Below are 23,873 nucleotides of genomic sequence, written 5' to 3' on the forward strand. Positions count from 1 at the left end.
GCGCCGCTAAACGCTGCTTGCGCAACATGCGGCCAGGGCTGGAGTGCTCGGTACAGGGGCCATGCTGGCGATGAATGCCAGGGTGATGCGCCGACGCCATAAAGGCTTCGGCACCGGCACTGGCCGATTATCTGCAGCGCAGCGTCAGGCCCTTGAGGAAGTTGCGCAGCAACTGATCGCCGCATGCGCGGTAGTTGCTATGCCCGGCCTTGCGGAACAGCGCGCTGAGTTCCGGCTTGGATATCGGGAAATCGGCGGCCTTGAGAATCTCGTGCATATCCTCTTCCTTCAACTCGAAGGCCACGCGCAGCTTCTTCAGGATCAGATTGTTGGTAATGGGCAGCTCTATCGGCGGTGCAGGCCGGCTTTCGTCCCTGCCGCGCTTGTAGATCACCAGCCCATCGAGGAAGTACGCCATGATACGGTCGCCGCAGGGCTTGTAACCGATCTCGTCCTCCTTCTTCAGGTAGGCCAGCATTTCAGCTTCGGGAATTTCGCAGCCTGTGAGCTGGGCGATCTCGGCCATTTTCGCGTCGCTTGCGTTCAGGGTATAACGCAGGCTGCGCAGGACATCGTTGTTGAGCATGAATATTCCTTCCGGGCGATTGAACCAGGCAGGAACGCTGCCAACGGTTCAGCCATTCGATTCGTTGCGTCCGCCACAGTGGCTGACAGGTGGTTTTTCGACAGCCTCTCAGCGGCAACCGGAAGCCAGTTGGGCAAGTATATAGCGGCCATCCCCGTGTAAAGGTGCAGATCATTGGCGTCAAAATATTCATATTTGCGCCCGGGGTGCCGATATTGATCGAAGACATCGGAAAACATCTGCACGCCCCTATGCTGCATGCCGAATCCGCCGTGCACTCAGCGCTTCTGCAAACGCATAACAAGAACATGACGAGGAAATATCGATGGGCATCCTGAAGGAGTTGTACGAGTGGAGCGAGAAGACCTTCTGGAATTCTCTGAGCAAGAAGCTCGCGAGCTTTTTCCTGCTCTACGCGATCAACCTTGGCTACCTGTACATCTACCTTGAGCAGAAGCACTACATCGCCGCTGCGCTGGCCAGCGATGATGTCTCCGCTGAACTGGCGGCGCGCATCAACGCCTCGCTGGATGGCGGCCTCACGGCGGTCATCATCCTGAGCGTGCTGGGGCTGGTATGGCTCGTCGGGCAGACGCTCTACCTGCGCCACCTGATCCTCACGCCGGTCCGCTCGATGATCGCGGCCTTCAACGAAATCGGCGACGACGGTGGCGACTTCTCCCAGAACCTTCAACCTCGCTCCCACGATGAATTCCGTGAACTGGCCGAAAGCTACAACCGCTTCGCCGCGCAGATGCGCCAGGTCATCAGCGAAATCCGCAAGATGACCATCCCCATCGCCCGCGAGGCCCTGCTGGTCAAGACCCGCATCGCCGACACCGGCCAAAGCGCCCGCGAGCAGGTGAGCATGACCGAAACCGTATTCACCGCCAGTACCGAGGCCACCGCAGCGATCAGCGAAGTGTCGCGCAGCACCCAGATCATCTCCGACTCGACCAACGCCAACCTCGAAAACGCGCGGGTTTCGCTGGGCGAGATGCAGGACATTTCCCGCAAGATCAACCAGGTTGGCGACAAGGTGCAGACCTTCAACCAGACCGTCGAGGACCTGTCCCAGCGCTCGGCCAGCATCAACCAGATCGCCGCGCTGATCCGCGACGTGGCCGACCGGACCAACCTGCTGGCGCTCAACGCCGCCATCGAAGCCGCCCGCGCCGGAGAGGCCGGGCGCGGCTTCGCCGTGGTCGCCGATGAAGTCCGCACCCTGGCCGAACGTGTCAACAAGGCCTCGGTGGAAATCTCCGGCAACATCGACACCATGCTGAAACTGGTCAGCCACACCCGCGAAGCGAACGACGAAATCAACGCCGATGTGCAACAGACCCGTGACGTAGTCAGCCGCTCGGCGCAGCAGTTCGAAGAGATGGTCGCAGACTTCGAACAGACCGGCGTGCAGCTGCTGCATATCGCCAGCTCCATGGAAGAGCTTTCCGCCTCCAACGTTCAGGTGCACGAGAACGTCACCCACATCCACCAGCTTTCAGCGGACGTGGCCAGCCACATGAGCGACTCCGAGACACGCACCGGGGAGCTGGCTCAGGACACCGAAGCCGTTCAGGAACTGGTCTCGCGCTTCAAGATCGGCATCGGCGTATTCGATCTGGTCGTGGCCAGGACCCGCGAACTGCGCGATGCCCTGCAGGCGGAGCTGATCGCGATGAGCCGCGAAGGCATCGACGTCTTCGACCACAACTACCAGCCGCTCGGCAACAGCGTACCGCCCAAGTACAAGCTGGCCTGGAGCGAAGCCTTCACCCAGCGCTGCCAGAAACACCTGGAAGCCGGCCTGGCCGCCACACCCGGCTGCAACTATGCGGTCGGGGTCAACGTCGATGGCTACCTGTCGGCGCACAACCTGAAATTCTCCAAACCCCTGACCGGCGACCAGGCCACCGACTTGGTTGGCAACCGCTGCAACCGCAAATTCGAAAACCCCGGCGAACTGCGCGCCGCGAAGAACACCACGGCCCTGCTGGTACGCACCTATATCCGCGACACCGGCGAACTGCTCTGCGACCTGGCCATGCCCATCTACATCGATGGACGCCACTGGGGCAACACCCGCGTCGGCTGCGCGATCGATGCATTGCTCAATGACTGAAAAACCGTGCCGTATCCTGCCGGCATCTCTGTATGGCCGGCATGAATGTCAGCGCCCCCAAAACATTCCTGTCGGCACGGCCATCAGACTCTCATCGAAGCACACGACCTGCTCGCCGTTTATCAGCACCGCAGGGAGTCGCTCAGGGCATCCAGCGGCGCGGCTTGCCATCGAGCATGATCAGCTCGCGGCGGCGCCCTTTCCGGCCTGACCATCAAGCAGCGCCTGCAGGCCATCGAGCAGGCTGCGGTTGAGGCTTTCGGCCTTTTCCAGGCGGGGAAGGTCGAATCGCTCGTTGAGCGAGAAGCCACCCTTGAGCAGGTCCTTGAGCAGGCCACCGGCGTCTTGCGTCAGGCCGCTGGCACTGCGCAATGCATCGAGCAGGCCCTGCGCATACGCCTGCAGGTCGGTGTTGACCGCACTGGCGCCCTGCCCGGCCACGGCGCCGTAGGCATCGGTGGCCTGGCGCACGCTGGTCTGGGTCAGGTGCAGTGACATCGACGCCAGTTGCTCACTGTCCATGTCCAGCGCCATGGCGCGATCGAAAGCGCCGGCCAGGTCGCCCACATAGAATTTCTCGGACAGCTCCTGTACCTGGCTGAAGAGTTTCTCCAGCGCCTTGATCTCGCCATCGTCCAGCTCGCCTTCGACACTGACCTGCCAACCGCCGATCTGCAGGCTGCCGGACTGACTGCTCGCCACCACAGCCGTAGAGCCGCCATTGCCAGCCACAGCGAAACCCTTCTGCGTCCAACTGGCCGAAGCCTGCGCCACGGAGATGCGCAGACGGTCACCGTCGCGGGTGGTGACGGACAGCTCGAAGGTTTCCGCCAGGGCGCTGAAGCGCTCGCTATAGCCGCTCAACGCAACCTTGTCCGCCATTGCCGGCGCGCTGCCGAAACGCTTGTCGAGGCCACTCAGGCCATCCTGAATGCGCGCGTAGGTGTCATCGATATCGCTGGCGACCTGGCCACCCAGCACCCCCATGCCATCGAGAATCTTGCGGGCCTCGGCGAAGCCCTTCTCCACGCCATCGCGGGCCTGGCCAAGCAGCTTGTTCAGCCTGGCCGGATCGGCACCGGCAGCCGCTTCTTGCTGCAGGCGTTGCTCGATGAAACCCAGCACTCGCTCAGCGACCTTCTCGGGCGTGAAATCATCGCGCTTGCCGTTGAGCGCCCCCGGCTGCAGCCCCAGCTTTTCAGTGAGCCGATTGGCCAGAGTGGCCTGGGCATCGGCGACATCGTTACGCGCTGTGGCGGGCTGGCCGGCTTGCGCGGCACGGGAAGTGGAAGAGTTGAGCGAGGCCAGAGGATTCATGGCTAAGGGACCCAGGCAGGTTATCTGCTGAGGTTAGCGGCAACGACGGGGCACACTTTAGCCTTATCGATTGACGGCCCCTTGCCTGTCCCAACCCAAGCCCCGGTAAGACAAGGCAGCAGATAGCGGGATGCAAGACTGACGAATGCGGGACACCCGCATCACCTGAACGAAAAAGCCCCCGCCAGCTCACGCTGACGGGGGCTTTCAGCTACCGCTGAACTCAGTTCTTGGCGGCGCGCTTGCGCTGGTTCTCGTCGAGAATCTTCTTGCGTAGGCGGATCGACTTGGGCGTCACTTCGACCAGTTCGTCGTCGTCGATGAACTCCAGAGCCTGTTCAAGGGTGAACTTAATCGGCGGCACCAGGGCGATGACTTCATCCTTGCCGGAGGCGCGCATGTTGTCGAGTTTCTTGCCCTTGGTGGGGTTGATCACCAGGTCGTTATCGCGGCTGTGGATGCCGGCCAGCTGGCCTTCGTAGATTTCCTGGCCGGGTTCGAGGAACAGCTTGCCACGGCTCTGCAGGGTTTCCAGCGAGTAGGTCAGCGCCTTGCCGGTGGCCATGGAGACCAGTACGCCGTTCTGCCGGTTGGTGACTTCACCGCCCTTGATCGGCCCGTAGTGGCTGAAGGTAGAGGTGAGGATGCCGGTGCCCGAGGTCATGGTCAGGAAGTTGTTGCGGAAGCCGATCAGGCCACGCGCCGGAATGGTGTATTCCAGACGGATGCGGCCCTTGCCGTCCGGCGCCATGTTGGTCAGATCGCCCTTGCGCAGGCCCATCTGTTCCATCAGCGCGCCCTGATGCTGCTCTTCGATGTCGATGATGACGTTTTCGTAGGGCTCCTGCTTCTCGCCGTCGACTTCCTTGATCACCACTTCCGGACGGCCCACGGCCAGCTCGAAGCCTTCACGGCGCATGGTTTCGATCAGTACCGACAGGTGCAGCTCGCCACGGCCGGAGACCTTGAACTTGTCCGCCGAGTCGCCTTCCTCGACGCGCAGGGCGACGTTGTGCAGCAGCTCCTTCTCCAGACGCTCCTTGATGTTGCGGCTGGTGACGAACTTGCCTTCCTTGCCGCAGAACGGCGAATCGTTGACCTGGAAGGTCATGGATACGGTCGGCTCGTCGACGGTCAGCGGCGGCAGCGCCTCGACGTTGTTCATGTCGCAGAGGGTGTCGGAGATGAACAGCTCGTCCATGCCGCTGACGCAGACGATATCGCCGGCCTGGGCTTCGGCGACTTCGACACGCTGCAGGCCGGAGTGGCCCATGATCTTGAGGATGCGGCCCTGGCGCTTCTTGCCGTCGGCGCCGATGGCGATCACCGGGGTGTTGGTCTTAACCTTGCCGCGAGCGATACGGCCCACGCCGATCACGCCGAGGAAGCTGTTGTAGTCCAGCTGGGAGATCTGCATCTGGAACGGACCTTCGGGATCGACGTTCGGAGCCGGGACGTGATCGACGATGGCCTGGAACAGGGCGTCCATGTTGTCGGCCAGGTTCTCATGATCGAGACCGGAAAGGCCGTTCAGGGCGCTGGCGTAGACGATCGGGAAGTCCAGCTGCTGTTCGGTGGCGCCGAGGTTGTCGAACAGGTCGAAGATCTGGTCGACGACCCAGTCCGGACGCGCGCCGGGACGGTCGATCTTGTTGACCACGACGATGGGGTTCAGACCGGCCTGGAAGGCCTTCTGGGTCACGAAGCGGGTCTGCGGCATCGGGCCGTCGATGGAATCGACTACCAGCAGTACGCAATCGACCATGCTCATGACGCGCTCGACTTCACCGCCGAAGTCGGCGTGGCCGGGGGTGTCGACGATGTTGATGTCGTAGTCTTTCCACTTCAGCGCGGTGTTCTTGGCCAGGATGGTGATGCCACGCTCCTTCTCCTGGTCGTTGCTGTCCATCACGCGCTCGTTTTCCAGCTCCTTGCGGTCCAGGGTGCCGGACAGGCGCAGGAGTTTGTCGACGAGGGTGGTCTTGCCGTGGTCGACGTGGGCGATGATGGCGATATTGCGGAGATTCTCGATCACTGTTTGTTTACCTGAGTAAGAGACTGGAAGCCTTGAAAGCCGAAAGCGAATAGGAAAGGACGCACATCCCGGTCGGGAGGCTGCTTGCGTCGGATGACCACGCGGTTGTTGGACCAGTCGCTCATTACGTCCGGCTTCCAGCTTCCAGCGTCCCGCGCGCGGGCCGATAGACCCGCACATTCTGATGCCCCTCGCAGAGCAGATGATGAGCATGCAGGCGGCTCATGACACCTTTGTCGCAATACAGCAGGTACTGGCGGTTCTCATCCAGTTCCTTGAAGCGATTGTTGACGGCGTAGAACGGCAGTGTCTGCACTTCGATGCCGGCCAGTTGCAGAGGTTCGTCCTCGGCCTCGTCAGGATGACGAATGTCGAGAATGACCTGATTGGCTGTCGGCTCCGACACGTGCTCGACCTGGATATCCTCGCCCAGCTCGTCGATCACCTGGTCGATGGCCACCTGGCGGGCATTTTCCAGGGCGCGCTCGAGCACCGTCATGTCGAACTGTTTTTCTTCGTGTTCGATACGGTAGCGCTTGGCCCTGGTGGTCGGGTTCTTGGAGATTACGCCGCAATACTCGGGCATGTTCTTGGCGAACTCGGCGGTGCCGATCTCGAACGCGGTGTTGATGATGTCCTGCTTGTGGGCGGCGATCAGCGGGCGCAGCACCAGCATGTCGGTGGCCGAATCGATCACTGCGAGGTTGGGCAGCGTCTGGCTGGAAACCTGCGAAATCGCCTCGCCGGTGACCAGGGCATCGATATGCAGACGCTCGGCGATCTGCGTCGAGGCGCGCAGCATCATGCGCTTGAGCACCACGCCCATCTGGCTGTTGTCGACCTTTTCGAGAATCTCGCCGACCACTTCCTCGAACGGCACGCTGATGAACAGCACGCGGTGCGAACTGCCGTATTTCTTCCATAGATAGTGGGCGACTTCCATCACGCCCAGCTCGTGGGCACGACCACCGAGGTTGAAGAAGCAGAAATGCGTCATCAGCCCGCGGCGCATCATCTGGTAGGCGGCCACGGTGGAATCGAAACCGCCGGACATCAAGACCAGGGTCTGCTCCAGCGCGCCCAGCGGATAGCCGCCGATGCCGTCGTGCTGGGCATGCACGACGAACAGGCGCTGATCGCGAATTTCCATGCGCACTTCGATCTCGGGCGCCTTCAGGGAAATCCCCGCCGCGCCGCATTCTTCGCGCAGACGGCTGCCGACGTGGCGCTCGACATCCATCGAGCTGAACGGATGCTTGCCGGCACGCTTGCAGCGCACCGCGAAGATCTTGCCCGGCAGACGGTCGGCGAAGTGCGCGTGGCACTTCTCGAAGACGTCATCCAGATCGCCCAGCGGGTATTCATGAACTTCCAGGCAATGGCCGATGCCCGGCGTGCAGCGCAGGCGTTCGATCATCTCGCGCAGCACTTTCGCATCGCTGAGCGCGGTTTCCACCTCGATGTTGTCCCACACCCCTTCCACCCGCAGGTCGGGATCGAGCTCGCGCAACACGGTGCGGATGTTCTTCGCCAACTGGCGAATGAAGCCCTTGCGCACCGGTGGGCTCTTGATGGTGATTTCGGGGAAAACCTTGACGATCAGCTTCATGAAAAAGAGCGCACGCGCCTGCATGGCATAAAAAGAGGGGGGCGGAGTATATCGGAATCTGATCAACTTTCAGGCAGTTTTCTGCCAAGCAGTTGAAAAACTGCCTGCCGGCGTTTTTTGCTCCCAAATCGCTCGAAAAACCAAGCCGCGCACTATTATGGTGCGCCAAACAGGCGATGACGGTCGGGCTGGAATTCACGCCCCGGAAAAGCGCCCCGACTCAGGCACTTCTTGTCCATAAAAGAGCAATGGCACGCAATTTGCTCTCTTGTGAGGCAGGTCGCCTTTGGCGGAACATCGCCGCCCGGCTTCACCCTGCTTCGGAAGCATCCCTGTCAGCGCTTCCACTATCTGGAGAACACCATGTCGAAGTCGCTTCAACTGATCAAAGATTACGATGTGAAGTGGATTGATCTGCGCTTCACCGACACCAAGGGCAAGCAACACCACTTGACCATTCCGGCTCGCGACGCCGAGGACGAGGATTTCTTCGAGCACGGCAAGATGTTCGATGGCTCGTCCGTGCATGGCTGGAAAGGCATCGAAGCCTCCGACATGATCCTGATGCCCGTCGACGAAACCGCCGTGCTCGATCCGTTCACCGAAGAGCCGACACTGATTCTGGTCTGCGACATCGTCGAGCCGAGCACCATGCAGGGCTACGACCGCGACCCGCGCTCCATCGCCAAGCGCGCCGAGGAATTCCTCAAGACCACCGGCATCGGCGACACCGTGTTCGTCGGCCCGGAGCCGGAGTTCTTCATCTTCGATCAGGTGAAATTCAAGTCGGACATTTCCGGCTCGATGTTCAAGATCTATTCCGAGCAGGGCTCCTGGATGACCGACCAGGACGTCGAAGGCGGCAACAAGGGCCATCGCCCCGCCGTCAAGGGCGGCTACTTCCCGGTTCCGCCGTGCGATCACGACCATGAAATTCGTACCGCCATGTGCAACGCCATGGAAGAGATGGGCCTGGTCGTCGAAGTGCATCACCACGAAGTGGCGACTGCCGGCCAGAACGAAATCGGCGTCAAGTTCAACACCCTGGTGAAGAAGGCCGACGAAGTCCAGACCCTCAAGTACTGCGTGCACAACGTCGCCGACGCCTACGGCAAGACCGCCACCTTCATGCCCAAGCCACTCTACGGCGACAACGGCTCGGGCATGCACGTGCACATGTCCATCTCCAAGGATGGCAAGAACACCTTCTCCGGCGAAGGCTATGCCGGCCTGTCCGAGACCGCGCTGTACTTCATCGGCGGCATCATCAAGCACGGCAAGGCGCTGAACGGCTTCACCAACCCGTCGACCAACTCGTACAAGCGCCTGGTTCCGGGCTTCGAAGCCCCGGTGATGCTGGCCTACTCGGCGCGCAACCGCTCCGCCTCGATCCGCATTCCGTACGTGTCCAGCCCCAAGGCTCGCCGTATCGAAGCACGTTTCCCGGACCCGGCTGCCAACCCTTACCTGTGCTTCGCCGCACTGCTGATGGCTGGCCTGGACGGCATCCAGAACAAGATCCACCCCGGCGATGCCGCCGACAAGAACCTCTACGACCTGCCGCCGGAAGAAGGCAAGCTGATCCCGCAGGTGTGCGGCAGCCTAAAGGAAGCGCTGGAGGAACTCGACAAGGGTCGCGCCTTCCTGACCAAAGGCGGCGTGTTCAGCGATGACTTCATCGACGCCTACCTGGAGCTCAAGGGCGAAGAAGAGATCAAGGTGCGCACCTTCGTGCATCCGCTGGAATACGACCTGTACTACAGCGTCTAAACAGCAGCTATACATCACAAGGCCTCCTTCGGGAGGCCTTGTCGTTGATGGCGCAGGATTGTTCGCGGGCATGGCCCGCTCCTACCGGTTCGTGAACATTGACGCCCCTGCTCCCCACGGCTCATTCGCAGCTGAAGCCGGCCCGCCTCCACGCAGCGCCGCACATCGACAGCGCCACAATTCACACCGTTCGAACTTGCCTGTCGGCCCAAGCGGTGCAAGGCTTCAGCCTTCAAACCACGCGGAGCTTCCCATGCGCACTGCATTGTTCAGCCTGCTTCTGATTCTGAGCGTCCCGGCCCTGGCGCAGATCTACAAATACACCGACGACAAGGGCAACACCGTCTTTACCAACCAGCCGCCGGACGGCATTGCAGCGGACGAGGTGAAGTTGCCCCCGGCCAATACCGTGCATATCAAGACCCCCGAACCACCGCCGCCCCTGGCCGACGAGCGACAGAACGAACAGCGGCAACCCTACCGAAGCCTGGCGATTGGCGGCATCCCGGATGACGAAGCACTGCGCGCCAACAACGGCACCTTCACCGTCACCGCACACCTCGATCCGGCGCTGCAACAGGGCCATCAGCTGCGCTTCCTGCTCGATGGCGTACCGCAGGCACCGGCCAGCCGGGCCACTTCGCTGCAGCTGAACAACATCGATCGCGGCACCCACCGGCTGGAAATCGAAGTGCTCGCCGGCGAGCAGGTACTGCAACGCACCGCAGAGACCTTCACGGTACAGCGCGTTCATACCTCCAGCCCGGCCCGTCGATGAGGCGGTATACCCGGCCCGCAACGCTCGGCCTGCTGCTGGCGCTTGCACTGCCAGCGGCTGGCCAGATCTATTCCTATGTTGACGAGCAGGGCAACCGCGTCTTCACCGATCGCCCCGGCGGGCAGGCTGTCGAAGCGGTCAGATCCAGGCCCACCAACAGCATGTCGGTGCAGCCGGTCGCAACACCCGCGCCGGTCAGGAAAAAAGCCCACAGCGAATTCGCAGCCGTCTACCAGCGGCTGGAAATCCTGCAACCGGCGCCGGACGCCACTCTCCGCGACAATGCCGGCTCGCTGGTCGTCAGTGTGATCAGCGAGCCAGCCCTGCAACCCGGCCATCAGTACCGGCTGCTGCTCGATGGCAACCCGACCGCCGCCGTCAGCGGTGGCGCGACCCTTGGGCTGGAAAGCATCGACCGCGGCAGCCACCAACTGGTCGTGGAAATCATCGATGATCATGGAAAGACGCTGCTACACAGCCCGCCCCGGACCTTCCACATGCTGCGCACCTCGCTTGCGCAGCGACGCATGGTCAAACCCTGCCAGAAGGTCGATTACGGCGTGCGCCCGGAATGCCCGCTGAAGGACAAGCCGCCCGAAAAGAAAAATATTCCTTTCGTGCCCTTTCTGTGAGCATTCTATGCACCTGAATGGTGCATGGACGTATCCGCTCGCCCCGTTTCATTTCCCTCCCGAACGCGCCGCTCTGGTGCATGGCGCTTCTCGCCGAAGAAATGAAAACCTGGTTTGCTTCTTGCATTTTCCGCACTTCATACCGGATGCAGACAGCCATGATCAATGAAGCCCTGCAGCGCCTGCTGATCGAGAACCTGACCACCGCAACCCTGCTGCTGGATTCACGCCTGCACGTGGAGTACATGAATCCGGCCGCTGAAATGCTGCTCGCCGTCAGCGGTCAGCGCAGCCATGGGCAGTTCATCAGCGAACTCTTCACCGAATCACCGGAAGCGCTGGTCGCCTTGCGCCAGGCGGTGGCAGAGGCGCACCCCTTCACCAAGCGCGAAGCGACGCTGACCTCTGCCAGCGGCCAGTCGCTGACGGTCGATTATGCAGTCACGCCCATCCTCAGCCGCCAGCAGACCAGGCTGCTGCTGGAAGTGCTGCCGCGCGACCGGCTGCTGCGCATCAGCAAGGAGGAGGCGCAGCTATCCACCCACGAAACCACACGCATGCTGGTGCGCGGCCTGGCCCATGAGATCAAGAACCCGCTCGGCGGCATTCGCGGCGCAGCGCAGCTGCTGGCCCGCGAGCTGCCCGACGAATACCTCACCGATTACACCGCAGTGATCATCGAGGAAGCCGACCGGCTGCGAAACCTCGTGGACCGCATGCTTGGCTCGAACAAGCTGCCGTCGCTGTCGATGACCAATATTCATGAGGTGCTGGAGCATGTGGCCAGCCTGATCGAAGCGGAATGCCAGGGCAGCCTCACGCTGATGCGCGACTACGACCCAAGCATCCCCGAAGTGCTCATGGACCGCGAACAGATGATCCAGGCCGTGCTCAACATCATGCGCAACGCCATGCAGGCGCTCGCCGGTCAGAGCGAGCTGGGCCTCGGTCGTCTGACCCTGCGCACCCGCACCCTGCGCCAGTTCACCATCGGCCATGTGCGTCATCGGCTGGTGGCGCGCATCGAGATCATCGACAACGGTCCGGGCATCCCCGCCGAACTGCAGAACACCCTGTTCTACCCCATGGTCAGCGGTCGCCCGGACGGTACCGGCCTGGGCCTGGCCATCACCCAGAACATCGTCAGCCAGCATCAGGGCCTGATCGAATGCGAGAGCCATCCCGGCCACACCGCGTTCTCTCTCTTCCTGCCGCTGGAACAAGGAGCCTGCTGAGCATGAGCCAAAGCGAAACCGTCTGGATCGTCGATGACGACCGCTCCATCCGCTGGGTGCTGGAAAAAGCCCTGCAACAGGAAGGCATGACCACACGGAGTTTCGACAGCGCCGACGGCGTCCTCGCCCGCCTCGCCCGGCAGCAGCCGGACGTGATCATTTCCGACATCCGCATGCCCGGCGCCAGCGGCCTGGAGATGCTGGCGCAGATCCGCGCGCAGCACCCGCGCCTGCCGGTGATCATCATGACCGCGCACTCGGACCTCGACAGCGCGGTCGCCTCCTATCAGGGTGGCGCCTTCGAATATCTGCCCAAGCCGTTCGATGTCGATGATGCGGTATCGCTGGTCAAGCGTGCCCATCTGCACACTCGCGAACAACAGGACCTGCAGGAGCCAGCCAACCGCCATCACACGCCGGAAATCATCGGCGAAGCGCCGGCCATGCAGGAGGTATTCCGCGCCATCGGTCGCCTCAGCCATTCCAACATCACCGTGCTGATCAATGGCGAGTCCGGCACCGGCAAGGAACTGGTCGCCCACGCCCTGCACCGCCACAGCCCGCGTGCCGCCTCACCGTTCATCGCGCTGAACATGGCGGCGATCCCCAAGGACCTGATGGAGTCCGAACTGTTCGGCCACGAGAAAGGCGCATTCACCGGCGCAGCCAACCAGCGCCGCGGGCGCTTCGAGCAGGCCGATGGCGGCACCCTGTTCCTCGACGAAATCGGCGACATGCCCGCCGATACGCAAACGCGGCTGCTACGGGTGCTGGCCGACGGCGAATTCTACCGGGTCGGCGGGCATACGCCGGTGCGGGTAGACGTGCGCATCATCGCCGCCACCCACCAGGATCTGGAAAGTCTGGTGCAGGCCGGCAAGTTTCGCGAAGACCTGTTCCACCGCCTGAACGTCATCCGCATCCATATCCCGCGCCTGGCCGATCGCCGCGAGGACATTCCGGCACTGGCCGAGCACTTTCTCGCCAGCGCCGCGCAGGAGCTGGCGGTGGAGACCAAGCTGCTGCGCCCCGACACCGCGCAGTGCCTGCAGAACCTGGCGTGGCCCGGCAACGTGCGCCAGCTGGAAAACACCTGCCGCTGGATCACGGTCATGGCTTCGGGGCGCGAAGTACATATCGACGACCTGCCGCCGGAGCTGCTCAACCAGCCCGCCGACGCCACGCCGGTACAGAACTGGGAACAGGCGCTGCGCCACTGGGCCGATCACGCGCTGGCACGCGGTCAGTCCGGCCTGCTCGACGAAGCGGTGCCGGCCTTCGAGCGGATCATGATCGAAACCGCCCTCAAGCACACCGCCGGTCGCCGCCGCGACGCCGCCCTGCTGCTGGGCTGGGGCCGCAACACCCTGACCCGCAAGATCAAGGAGCTGGGCATGGGTGATGGCGGCGAGGATGAAGACGAGGAGTGAGGGTGGAAGCTTGAAAAACATTGTGGAGGACGGTGACCTGCGATCCTTGGCTGTGCACCACGCTCCCTGGGTTCCCGACTCGGCTTCTTGCACCGTAGGGCCGAACTTGTTCGGCCTTGTGTGAATCCCTGGCCGAATGAATTCGGCCCTACAGGCCCTATTCAATCCGCTTGCGGCTTCAAATCCAAAAGCCAATCACCACCCTCTTCCTGTTCGCTCGCCTGCACCTTCAATGGCCGCAGCGCGACCAGATGCAGCGTCAGGCCGTGCTCGGCGTGCTGCACGCGCCAGCGAATGCTCTGGCCATTGAGCGTCAGTTGCCCGGCACGCTCGCGGCCCTGGGCCTGCAACAGCAGGGCGTAGGCGCCCTCGATGGCTTCCTCGCGATAAACCGTCGGCACATTGAAACGCAGCCGCAGGCCTGCATCGGAGGCTTGCACGTCGATCAGCCGTGCCGGTTCCGGTGTCGTCAGCCGACCGATCATCATCCCCACCAGCAGGCCGATCAGCACTAGCGACGCAAAAAAGCGCCGGCGCAGACGCGGTAGCGGGTCGTGCGCCGCAGGGCCGCCTGCCGCAGGATCGCCTGCCGCAGTAGAATGCTCGCCGTTTTCCGATTCGGTGCCAGCCATGTTCCACGTGATCCTTTTCCAGCCGGAAATCCCGCCCAATACCGGCAACATTATCAGGCTCTGCGCCAATGCCGGCTGCAGCCTGCACCTGATCGAACCGCTGGGCTTCGAGCTGGACGACAAGCGCCTGCGCCGCGCCGGCCTGGATTATCACGAATACGCGCCGCTCAAGCGCCATCCCGATCTGGAAACCTGCCTGGCCAGCCTTGGCCATCCGCGCCTGTTCGGCTTCACCACCAAAGGCTCGCAGCCTTTCCATGAGGTCGCCTACCAGCGCGGCGATGCCTTCCTGTTCGGCCCGGAAAGCCGCGGCCTGCCCGCCGAGATTCGCGATGCCCTGCCGAACGAGCGCCGCCTGCGCCTGCCGATGCGCCCCGACTGCCGCAGTCTGAACCTCTCCAACACGGTGGCGGTGGCCGTCTATGAAGCCTGGCGGCAGCTCGACTTCGCCATGGCGTGATCCGAAAAAACCGCACACATTTCAAGGCTGAACGTTCCGCAGCGCACCGCGTCGTAATTTGAACCTCCCGGCGAAGACCAAGGAGAACGACGTGAGCCAGCCCACCTTCAAGCCTTATCGCGCACCCTCCGGTGGCTGGGGCTCGGCCTATTCGGTCGCCAATATCCTCATCCGCGAGAAGATTCCGCTGGCCGGCGCCGCGCTGCTGCTCAAGCAGAACAAGCCCATAGACGGCTTCGCCTGCGTCAGCTGCGCCTGGGCCAAGCCGCACCCGTCACGCCCCCTGTCGTTCTGCGAGAACGGCGCCAAGGCCACCGCCTGGGAAAACACCAGCCGTCGCTGCGGCCCGGAATTCTTCGCCGCGCATACCGTCAGCGAGCTGCTGAACTGGACCGACTTCGACCTGGAAAACCAGGGCCGCCTAACCCACCCCATGCGCTACGACGCCGCCAGCGACCAGTACCAGCCGGTCAGTTGGGACCAGGCCTTCGCCGAGATCGGACAGGAACTGAAAGCCATAGCCGACCCCAACCAGGTGGTCTTCTACATGTCCGGTCGCGCCTCGCTGGAAACGGCCTACATGTATGGCGTACTGGCGCGGATGTACGGCACCAACAACCTGCCGGACAGCTCCAACATGTGCCACGAAAGCACTTCGGTGGCGCTGCCGGAGAGCATCGGCGTACCCGTGGCGACCGTCACCCTGAATGACATGGAGAAGACCGACGGGCTGTTCTTCTTCGGCCAGAACACCGGCACCAGCAGCCCGCGCATGCTGCATGAACTGCAGGAGGCCCGCGAGCGCGGCGCCGAGATCGTCACCTTCAACCCGATCCGCGAGCGCGGGCTGGAGCGCTTCGTCGATCCGCAATCGCCCAGGGAAATGCTTACGCCGGACAGCACGGTGATCAGCACCCAGTACCACCAGCTGACCATTGGCGGAGACATCGCCGCCATCACCGGCGTCTGCAAGGCGCTGTTCGCCATGGACGACGAGGCGCAGGCAGCGGGTAAACCACGGGTGCTCGACGTCGACTTTATCGAACAGCACACCCACGGCTTCGAGGCCTTCGAGCAGCACGTGCGCGGCTATGCCTGGCCGGTGCTGGAACGCCGCGCGGGCCTCAGCCGCACGGCGATGGAAGCCGCCGCCACGGCTTACGCCAATTGCCAGCGGGTGATCGTCGCCTACGGCATGGGCATCACCCAGCATCGGCATGGCGTGGAGGCGGTGCAGATGCTGGTCAACCTCCTGCTGCTGCGCGGCAATATGGGCAAGGAAGGCGCCGGCATCCTTCCGGTACGCGGTCATTCCAATGTGCAGGGCCAGCGCACCGTTGGCATTACCGAGAAGGCCGCGCAGGTGCCGGTCGACAACCTGCGCCGACAGTTCGGTTTCGAGCCACCGAGCGAGGATGGTGTGAACACGGTCGAAGCCTGCGAAGGCATCATCGACGGCAGCATCCGCGGCTTCATCGCCATGGGCGGCAACTTCGTCCGCGCGGTGCCCGATACTTCGCAGATCGAACCGGCCTGGCGCAAGCTGCGCCTGTCGGTGCAAGTCTCCACCAAGCTCAACCGCAGCCATCTGATTACCGGCGAGGTGGCCTATATCCTGCCGTGCCTGGGCCGCACCGAGATCGACCGCCAGGCCACGGGCGAGCAACGCAACACCACCGAAGACAGCACCGCCTGCATCCGTGCCTGGCGTGGCGTGGCCGAACCTGCCGGCGATCTGCTGCTATCGGAGCCGGCCATCGTCGCGCGGCTGGCCAAGGCAGCCCTGGAGCCCAACCCGAACCTGGACTGGGACGCCTGGGTCGGCAACTACGACCTGATCCGCGAGGCCATCGCCGAGAGCTATCCCGACATATTTCATGACTTCAACGTACGCATGATGGAGCCGGGCGGTTTTCATCGACCGCTGGGCGCCAGCCAGCGTCAGTGGGACACCGACACCGGCAAGGCCAACTTCATCAACCCGCCGCAGCTGGCGGCGAACCCCGACACCGAGGAGGGTGGTCACGAGTGGCACGACGTGCTGCAACTGATGACGCTGCGCAGCAATGACCAGTTCAACACCACCGTCTACGGCTACAACGACCGCTTCCGCGGCATCCACGGCACCCGCGCGGTGATCATGATGAACCGCAACGACATCGTCCGCCTGGGCCTGGCCGAAGGCGACCAGATCGAGGCGCTGACCGAGGTGGACGATGGCGTGCATCGCTCGGTCGGCCCGCTGCGCGTGACGCCCTACAACATCCCCGAAGGCTGCTGCGCCGGCTACTACCCCGAGTGCAACGTGCTGCTGCCGGTCTGGCACCACGCCAAGCGCAGCAAGGTGCCGGCGGCGAAATCGATTCCGGTGCGCCTGCGCAAGGTCATCGCCGCGGTCTGAAACCGAACGCGACCTTCGTCGCACCCCGTCCTGTAGGGCCGAATTCATTCGGCCACAGGTGAGGCAAAGACCGAACAAGTTCGGCCCTGCCAGATCGTGCGTGACCTGACCGGTTGAAAAGCGCCTTGCCCTCCCCCATATCAACCGCATTCGGGCATCGATGCCCCGCCGTGTGGAGATTATCCCTTGACCACCATCGTTTCAGTGCGCCGCAACGGCAAAGTCGTCATGGGCGGCGACGGCCAGGTTTCCCTGGGCAATACCGTCATGAAAGGCAACGCCAAGAAAGTTCGCCGGCTCTACCATGGCCAGGTGCTGGCCGGTTTCGCCGGCGCCACCGCCGACGCCTTCACCCTCTTCGAGCGCTTCGAGGGCCAGTTGGAGAAACACCAGGGCCATCTGGTGCGTGCCGCCGTCGAGCTGGCCAAGGACTGGCGCACCGACCGTTCCCTGAGCCGCCTGGAAGCCATGCTCGCCGTGGCCAACAAGGACGCCTCGCTGATCATCACCGGGAACGGCGACGTGGTGCAGCCCGAGGACGACCTGATCGCCATGGGCTCCGGCGGCGGCTTCGCCCAGGCCGCGGCCATGGCGCTGCTGCGCAAGGGCGGCGACGAGATGTCCGCCCAGGACATCGCCGAGACCGCGCTGAACATCGCCGGCAGCATCTGCGTCTTCACCAATCAGAACCTGACTATTGAGGAATTGGATAGCGCCGTCTGAGCGCGTCCGATTCCGGAGTACGAACATGTCCATGACGCCCCGCGAGATCGTCCACGAACTCAACCGCCACATCATCGGCCAGGACGACGCCAAGCGCGCCGTGGCCATCGCCCTGCGCAACCGCTGGCGGCGCATGCAATTGCCCGCCGAGCTGCGCCAGGAAGTCACCCCGAAGAACATCCTGATGATCGGCCCCACCGGCGTCGGCAAGACCGAAATCGCCCGCCGCCTGGCCAAGCTGGCCAACGCGCCCTTCATCAAGGTGGAAGCGACCAAGTTCACCGAAGTCGGCTATGTCGGTCGCGATGTCGAGTCCATCATCCGCGACCTGGCCGACGCCGCGCTGAAGATGCTGCGCGAGCAGGAAGTGCAGAAGATGCAGCACCGCGCCGAAGATGCCGCCGAAGAGCGCATCCTCGACGCCCTGCTGCCGCCGGCACGCCCTGGTTTCAACGAAGACCCTGCGCCGAGCAGCGATTCCAACACCCGCCAGCTGTTCCGCAAGCGCCTGCGCGAAGGCCAGCTGGACGACAAGGAAATCGACATCGAGGTCGCCGAAAGCCCCGCTGGCGTCGAGATCATGGCCCCACCCGGCATGGAAGAGATGACCAGCCAGTTGCAGAACCTCTTCGCCAACATGGGCAAGGGCAAGAAGAAGAGCCGCAAGTTGAAGATCAAGGAAGCCTTCAAGCTGGTGCGCGACGAGGAAGCCGCACGCCTGGTCAACGAGGAAGAACTCAAGGCCCGCGCGCTGGAAGCGGTGGAACAGAACGGCATCGTCTTCATCGACGAGATCGACAAGGTCGCCAAGCGCGGCAACACCGGCGGCGCCGACGTGTCCCGCGAGGGTGTGCAGCGCGACCTTTTGCCGCTGATCGAGGGCAGCACGGTCAACACCAAGCTGGGCATGGTCAAGACCGACCATATCCTGTTCATCGCCAGCGGCGCCTTCCACCTGTCCAAGCCGAGCGATCTGGTGCCTGAATTGCAGGGCCGCCTGCCGATTCGCGTGGAGCTCAAGGCGTTGTCGCCGGAAGACTTCGAGCGCATCCTCAGCGAACCGCACGCCTCGCTCACCGAACAGTACCGCGAGCTGCTGAAGACCGAAGGGCTGCATATCGAATTCGCCGCCGACGGCATCAAGCGCCTGGCCGAGATCGCCTGGCAGGTCAACGAGAAGACCGAGAACATCGGTGCACGCCGCCTGCACACCCTGCTCGAACGCCTGCTGGAGGAAGTCTCCTTCAGCGCCGGCGACCTGGCCGGCCAGCAGAACGGCGAGCCGATCCGCATCGACACCGCCTACGTCAACGAGCACCTGGGCGAGCTGGCGGCAGACGAGGATCTTTCGCGTTACATCCTTTAAGCACGGGCCAGGCGTAGGGCGGATCAATGCTTCACCGATCCGCCGAACGAAGGCTCCAGCGGGTAACATGTTGCTGGCTTGCACGTCGGATGACGCTTCGCCCCCGGATTACGCCTACGGCTAATCCAGGCTACGGCTGGACGAAAAAGCGTCCGTCGTTCAGCCTCCCAGCCTCTTTTCGGTTTTTCTCATGCGCATCCCCACTCAGATAAAACTCCGCAAGGCCTCGAAAACCCTGGAACTGGAATACGGCCCCAACGAGCGCTACAGCCTGCCGGCCGAGTTCCTCCGGGTGCATTCGCCCTCCGCCGAGGTCCAGGGCCACGGCAACCCGGTGCTGCAGACCGGCAAGATCAACGTCGCGCTGGAAGGCGTGGAGCCCGCCGGGCAGTACGCGCTGAAACTGACCTTCAGCGACGGCCATGACAGCGGCCTCTACAGCTGGGAATACCTCGACCATCTGTCGCGCAACCAGCAGTCACTCTGGGACGACTATCTCCAGGCCCTGGCCGACGCTGGCAAATCCCGCGACCCGGATATCTCGGCGGTCAAGCTGATGCTTTGAGGGTGGCTCGGCTGCGTCGCATGGCAGCCACCCCTGACCTTCCCCGCCCAACGGCAGCGGAAACGACGAGCGCGCCGACACGCACGCGGTCAAAGCTCAGGTTCGAACGTAGTCAATCGCCCATCACCTGCGACTACCGGAGCCCAGCCATGCCCGTCTGCCATGTTACCCACCACCGTCTCGATCTCGACGGCATCGACATCTTCTACCGCGCCGCCGGGCCGCAGGACGCGCCTGTCGTGCTACTGCCTCACGGTTACCCTTGCTCGTCCTATGAATTCAGGGGCCTCATGCCGTTGCTTGCCGACCGCTGGCGGCTGCTCGCGCCGGATTTCCCAGGCTGCGGCTACAGCGCGACGCCGGACGACTTCGCCTACGATTTCGATGGCTATGCCGATTTTCTCGAGCGCTTCACCCGCCAGCTGGGCATCGAGCGCTTCGCGCTCTACCTGCACGACTTCGGTTCGCAGATCGGCCTGCGCCTGGCCATCGCCCAGCCGCAGCGCATTACTGCGCTGATCGTGCAGAACGGCGACATCTACGAAGACCAACTGGGGCCCAAGTACGCCGCGCTGCAACGCTTCTTCGCCAGCCCGGCCCCGCAGGCGCGCGCCGGGCTGGCCGACGCGGTCAGCCTCGAAGGCTTCGAGGAGGAGTTTCTCAACGAAGTGGAGCCGGAACTGGCCGAGCGCATCCCGCCGGATCTCTGGCACCTGCATTGGGCGCTCATGTCGCCGCGCCGCGAGGAAATCGCGGTGCAGGTGATCGCGGGGCTCAAGGAGAACCTGGCCTGGTTTCCCCGCTACCAGGCGTACCTGCGCGACCATCAGCCTCCCACCCTGATCGTCTGGGGCCCTCGCGACGGCTACATGCCCGAAGGGTCGGCACGGGCCTACCTGCGCGACCTGCCGAACGCCGAGCTGCACCTGTTCGAGGATGGCGGCCATTGGCTGCTGGAAACCCACCTCGATGAAGTGGCGCGCCTGTCGCGGGATTTCCTGGAGCGGAGTCAGCGTTGAACGAGGAGCGCACCCGGCGACGGGTCTGGCAAGCGGCAATCCGCACGATAGAAGCCGAACGCCCCGGACAAATTTTCTCGAGGCTTGCCGCTTGAAGCTCACCGCTGCCTTTTAGGTTTAGAATGCCCCGCACATTCTTCCGGTGACAGTGACATGACCGATCCTCGCAAAGAGCATGACGCAGAACCCACCACCCACTTCGGCTACAAGAACGTGGCGGAGAGCGAAAAAGCGCACAAGGTGGCCGAGGTTTTCCATTCCGTAGCCGCCAAGTACGACCTGATGAACGACCTGATGTCCGGCGGCGTGCATCGCCTCTGGAAGCGTTTCACCATCGAGTTGTCGGGCGTGCGGCACGGCAACCGCGTGCTGGACATCGCTGGCGGCACCGGCGATCTGGCGCGCCAGTTCTCGCGCATCGTCGGTCCCACCGGCGAAGTGGTGCTGGCCGACATCAACGCCTCGATGCTCAGGGTCGGTCGCGACAAGCTGCTGGACAAGGGCGTGGCGGGCAACATCAGCTTCGTCCAGGCCGACGCCGAGAAGCTGCCCTTCCCGGACAATCACTTCGACGTGGTCACCATCGCCTTCGGTCTGCGCAACGTCACCCACAAGGAAGATGCCATCGCCTCGATGCTGCGGGTGCTCAAGCCGGGCGGACGGCTGCTGGTGCTGGAATTCTCCAAGCCCACCAATCCGCTGTTCTCCAAGGCCTACGATGCCTACTCGTTCAGCCTGCTGCCGATGATGGGCAAGCTGATCACCAACGATGCCGACAGCTACCGCTACCTGGCCGAGTCGATCCGCATGCACCCGGACCAGGAAACCCTCAAGGGCATGATGGCCGACGCCGGTTTCGAGCGCGTGACCTATCACAACATGACCGGCGGCATCGTCGCCCTGCATCGCGGCATCAAGCCCTGATGCTGCAGCTCGCCGTGCTGGCCGCAGCCGAACGCGGCATCAACCGCGTGCTGCGCCTGGATCCGACCGCCCTGCCGCGACTGGCGCGGCTGAGCGGTCGCGTCATCGAGATCGACTGCACGGTGCCGGCCTGGCGCCTGTTCGTACTGGCCGATGACGAAGGCCTGCGGCTGGCGACCGACTGGGGCAGCGACGCCGATTGCCGCCTGCGCGCGCCGGCAGCCAGCCTGGCGCGTCTGGCCGCGAGCCGCAACAAGACCGCCGTGCTGCACGACCCGGAAGTCGAGATCGACGGCGACAGCGCCCTGCTGATGCACCTTGCCGAAGTGCTGCAGGATCTGGAACTGGACTGGGAATACGAAGTGTCGCGCTGGCTCGGACCGGTCGCCAGCCAGTTTCTCAGCAGCAGCCTGCGCGGGCCGCTCGCCTGGGCCAGGCAAAGCGGCGACAGCCTGCGCCTGAACCTGGCCGATTATCTCAACGAGGAATCCCGTACCCTGGTCGGCGACAACGAAGCGCAAGCCCGCTTCGCCGAACTCGACCGACTCAAGCTGGCACTCGACCGCCTCGAAGCGCGGGTCGAACGCCTCACCCACTCCCTGCAACCAGATCAAGCCGAATGAAGCCGTTCGCCGCCATCCACCGCCTGTTCCGCATCCTGCTGGTGGTGATCCGCTACCGCCTGGACGACCTCATCCTCGATCTGCCGATGCCCTGGTGGCTGCGCGCGAGCAGCTACCTGCTGCCCTGGCGCTGGCTGCCACGGCGCTCCAGCGAACTGTCCCGCGGGGCGCGGCTGCGCCTGGCGCTGGAGGGACTGGGACCGATCTTCATCAAGTTCGGGCAGATTCTTTCCACCCGCCGCGACCTGCTGCCATTGGACATCGCCGAAGAGCTGGCGATGCTGCAGGACCGTGTACCGCCCTTCGATTCGGCCATCGCCACTGCCCTGATCGAGCGCCAGCTGGGCGCGCCGGTGGGCGAAGTGTTCGCCCGTTTCGACAGCACGCCGCTGGCCTCCGCCTCGGTGGCCCAGGTGCATGCGGCGCAACTGCGCAGCGGCGAGGAAGTGGTGGTCAAGGTGGTGCGGCCCAATCTCAAGCCGATCATCAATCAGGATCTGGCCTGGCTGTTCATGCTCGCCAGAACTGCCGAGCGCGCCTCCATCGACGCTCGCCGCCTGCATCTGGTGGAAGTGGTCGAGGATTACGCCAAGACCATCCACGACGAGCTCGACCTGCTGCGCGAAGCCGCCAACGCCAGCCAGCTCAGACGCAATTTCCAGGACTCGCCGCTGCTCTATGTACCGCAGATCCACTGGGACTACTGCCGCCCCCAGGTACTGGTGATGGAGCGCATCTACGGTGTGCCGGTCACTGACATGGCCAGGCTGGCCGAGCAGCGCACCGACATGAAGCAGCTGGCCGAGCGCGGCGTGGAGATCTTCTTCACCCAGGTCTTCCGCGACAGCTTCTTCCATGCCGACATGCACCCCGGCAATATCTTCGTCAGCACCCAGCAGCCGTGGAACCCGCAGTACATCGCGGTGGACTTCGGCATCGTCGGCAGCCTCACACCGGAAGACCAGGATTACCTGGCGCGTAACCTGATGGCCTTCTTCAAGCGCGACTACCGCAAGGTGGCGCAGCTGCACATCGATTCGGGCTGGGTGCCGGCGGAAACCAAGGTCAACGAGTTCGAGGCGGCGATCCGTACCGTATGCGAGCCGATCTTCGAGAAGCCGCTGAAGGACATCTCCTTCGGTCAGCTGCTGGTTCGGCTGTTCCAGGTGGCGCGGCGCTTCAACATGGAAGTGCAACCGCAGCTGGTGCTGTTGCAGAAGACCCTGCTCAACATCGAAGGCCTGGGCCGCGAGCTGTACCCCGACCTGGACCTGTGGAGCACCGGCCAGCCCTACCTGGAACGCTGGATGCGCGAGCGCATGAGCCCCAGGCAGCTGCTGAAGAACGTGCAGGGCCAGATCGAGCAGATACCGCACCTGGCCGGCATGGCCCGCGAGCTGCTCGAACACATGTCGCAGCCGCATGCCGACAATCCCGCACCGCCCTGGCGCGAGCGCCACCATGGCTGGTCGCTGCGACTGATTGGCGCAGCGCTGCTCGCCGGTGGCGCTGTTCTGGCTGCCGGCACCGAGTCATTCGTCACCTTCGGCAGTTGGCCGGCGTGGCTGATGCTGGGAGCCGGCGCGTACATCGTCGTGCGCCGATAGCCATGGCCGATTCGGGCTGGCACACTTGGCGCCATCAGC

20 protein-coding genes are annotated in these 23,873 nt (G+C 63.4%); 15 read left to right on the top strand and 5 right to left on the bottom strand.

What is annotated here, in order from left to right; translation table 11 throughout:
- Window positions 1–127: 127 nt before the first annotated feature.
- Window positions 128–586, bottom strand: coding sequence for a DUF1456 family protein (locus G7020_RS14615; RefSeq protein WP_181085679.1), 459 nt, complete (start codon window positions 584–586; stop codon window positions 128–130).
- Between the two features lie 325 nt (window positions 587–911).
- On the opposite strand from G7020_RS14615, the gene G7020_RS14620 reads away from it, so the two are divergent.
- Entirely contained in the window at window positions 912–2,708 is a 1,797-nt protein-coding gene (locus tag G7020_RS14620) for a methyl-accepting chemotaxis protein (RefSeq protein WP_181085681.1), read from the top strand.
- Window positions 2,709–2,888: 180 nt separating this feature from the next.
- Here the strand turns inward: G7020_RS14620 and G7020_RS14625 are convergent, their stop codons facing one another.
- The 3 genes from G7020_RS14625 to thiI all read right to left on the bottom strand — a co-directional run bounded on the left by G7020_RS14625 (window position 2,889) and on the right by thiI (window position 7,669).
- The gene (locus G7020_RS14625) at window positions 2,889–4,025 is read right to left on the bottom strand and encodes a DUF5610 domain-containing protein (RefSeq protein WP_181085683.1); all 1,137 of its coding nucleotides are present in this window, start codon (window positions 4,023–4,025) and stop codon (window positions 2,889–2,891) included.
- Between the two features lie 223 nt (window positions 4,026–4,248).
- The gene (typA, locus tag G7020_RS14630) at window positions 4,249–6,060 is read right to left on the bottom strand and encodes a translational GTPase TypA (RefSeq protein WP_181085685.1); all 1,812 of its coding nucleotides are present in this window, start codon (window positions 6,058–6,060) and stop codon (window positions 4,249–4,251) included.
- Window positions 6,061–6,184: 124 nt separating this feature from the next.
- Window positions 6,185–7,669 carry a tRNA uracil 4-sulfurtransferase ThiI gene (thiI, locus tag G7020_RS14635; protein WP_181085687.1) on the bottom strand — a complete coding sequence of 495 codons (1,485 nt, stop codon included), beginning with the start codon at window positions 7,667–7,669 and terminating at the stop codon, window positions 6,185–6,187.
- 363 nt (window positions 7,670–8,032) lie between these two features.
- Between thiI and glnA the strand changes: the two genes are divergently transcribed.
- From glnA to ntrC, 5 genes are all read left to right on the top strand, one after another.
- Entirely contained in the window at window positions 8,033–9,439 is a 1,407-nt protein-coding gene (gene glnA / locus G7020_RS14640; RefSeq protein WP_181085688.1) for a glutamate--ammonia ligase, read from the top strand.
- 253 nt (window positions 9,440–9,692) lie between these two features.
- Complete coding sequence (locus tag G7020_RS14645; RefSeq protein ID WP_181085690.1) at window positions 9,693–10,217, top strand: DUF4124 domain-containing protein; 525 nt, start codon at window positions 9,693–9,695, stop codon at window positions 10,215–10,217.
- Window positions 10,214–10,849 (top strand): DUF4124 domain-containing protein, encoded by a 636-nt coding sequence (locus tag G7020_RS14650; protein ID WP_181085692.1) that lies wholly within the window; start codon window positions 10,214–10,216, stop codon window positions 10,847–10,849. The genes G7020_RS14645 and G7020_RS14650 overlap by 4 nt, the downstream gene beginning before the upstream one ends.
- A 158-nt stretch (window positions 10,850–11,007) precedes the next feature.
- Entirely contained in the window at window positions 11,008–12,084 is a 1,077-nt protein-coding gene (gene glnL / locus G7020_RS14655) for a nitrogen regulation protein NR(II) (RefSeq protein ID WP_181085693.1), read from the top strand.
- Between the two features lie 2 nt (window positions 12,085–12,086).
- Entirely contained in the window at window positions 12,087–13,514 is a 1,428-nt protein-coding gene (gene ntrC / locus G7020_RS14660) for a nitrogen regulation protein NR(I) (protein WP_181085695.1), read from the top strand.
- Between the two features lie 161 nt (window positions 13,515–13,675).
- Here ntrC and G7020_RS14665 read toward each other — a convergent pair whose 3' ends face one another.
- Window positions 13,676–14,146 carry a hypothetical protein gene (locus G7020_RS14665; RefSeq protein WP_258189357.1) on the bottom strand — a complete coding sequence of 157 codons (471 nt, stop codon included), beginning with the start codon at window positions 14,144–14,146 and terminating at the stop codon, window positions 13,676–13,678.
- On the opposite strand from G7020_RS14665, the gene trmL reads away from it, so the two are divergent.
- From trmL to ubiB, 9 genes are all read left to right on the top strand, one after another.
- Window positions 14,145–14,606 (top strand): tRNA (uridine(34)/cytosine(34)/5-carboxymethylaminomethyluridine(34)-2'-O)-methyltransferase TrmL, encoded by a 462-nt coding sequence (gene trmL, locus G7020_RS14670; RefSeq protein WP_181085697.1) that lies wholly within the window; start codon window positions 14,145–14,147, stop codon window positions 14,604–14,606. The genes G7020_RS14665 and trmL overlap by 2 nt on opposite strands.
- A gap of 91 nt (window positions 14,607–14,697) precedes the next feature.
- Window positions 14,698–17,007 carry an FdhF/YdeP family oxidoreductase gene (locus G7020_RS14675; RefSeq protein WP_181085699.1) on the top strand — a complete coding sequence of 770 codons (2,310 nt, stop codon included), beginning with the start codon at window positions 14,698–14,700 and terminating at the stop codon, window positions 17,005–17,007.
- Between the two features lie 186 nt (window positions 17,008–17,193).
- Complete coding sequence (gene hslV, locus G7020_RS14680) at window positions 17,194–17,730, top strand: ATP-dependent protease subunit HslV (RefSeq protein WP_181085700.1); 537 nt, start codon at window positions 17,194–17,196, stop codon at window positions 17,728–17,730.
- A 25-nt stretch (window positions 17,731–17,755) separates the two neighbouring features.
- Window positions 17,756–19,096 (top strand): ATP-dependent protease ATPase subunit HslU, encoded by a 1,341-nt coding sequence (gene hslU / locus G7020_RS14685; protein ID WP_181085701.1) that lies wholly within the window; start codon window positions 17,756–17,758, stop codon window positions 19,094–19,096.
- A gap of 190 nt (window positions 19,097–19,286) precedes the next feature.
- Window positions 19,287–19,661: a gamma-butyrobetaine hydroxylase-like domain-containing protein gene (locus G7020_RS14690; protein WP_181075840.1), complete on the top strand. Its 375-nt coding sequence runs from the start codon at window positions 19,287–19,289 to the stop codon at window positions 19,659–19,661.
- Window positions 19,662–19,810: 149 nt separating this feature from the next.
- Window positions 19,811–20,680, top strand: coding sequence for an alpha/beta fold hydrolase (locus G7020_RS14695; RefSeq protein WP_181085702.1), 870 nt, complete (start codon window positions 19,811–19,813; stop codon window positions 20,678–20,680).
- A gap of 153 nt (window positions 20,681–20,833) precedes the next feature.
- Window positions 20,834–21,604, top strand: a complete 771-nt coding sequence (gene ubiE / locus G7020_RS14700; protein WP_181085704.1) for a bifunctional demethylmenaquinone methyltransferase/2-methoxy-6-polyprenyl-1,4-benzoquinol methylase UbiE — start codon at window positions 20,834–20,836, stop codon at window positions 21,602–21,604.
- Window positions 21,604–22,227 (top strand): ubiquinone biosynthesis accessory factor UbiJ, encoded by a 624-nt coding sequence (locus tag G7020_RS14705; protein WP_181085706.1) that lies wholly within the window; start codon window positions 21,604–21,606, stop codon window positions 22,225–22,227. The genes ubiE and G7020_RS14705 overlap by 1 nt, the downstream gene beginning before the upstream one ends.
- Entirely contained in the window at window positions 22,224–23,834 is a 1,611-nt protein-coding gene (ubiB, locus tag G7020_RS14710) for a ubiquinone biosynthesis regulatory protein kinase UbiB (protein WP_181085708.1), read from the top strand. Before G7020_RS14705 ends, ubiB begins: the two co-directional genes overlap by 4 nt.
- The last annotated feature ends 39 nt before the right edge of the window (window positions 23,835–23,873 follow it).

The sequence above is a fragment of the Stutzerimonas stutzeri genome (assembly GCF_013522825.1).
GTDB lineage: Bacteria > Pseudomonadota > Gammaproteobacteria > Pseudomonadales > Pseudomonadaceae > Stutzerimonas > Stutzerimonas stutzeri_AK.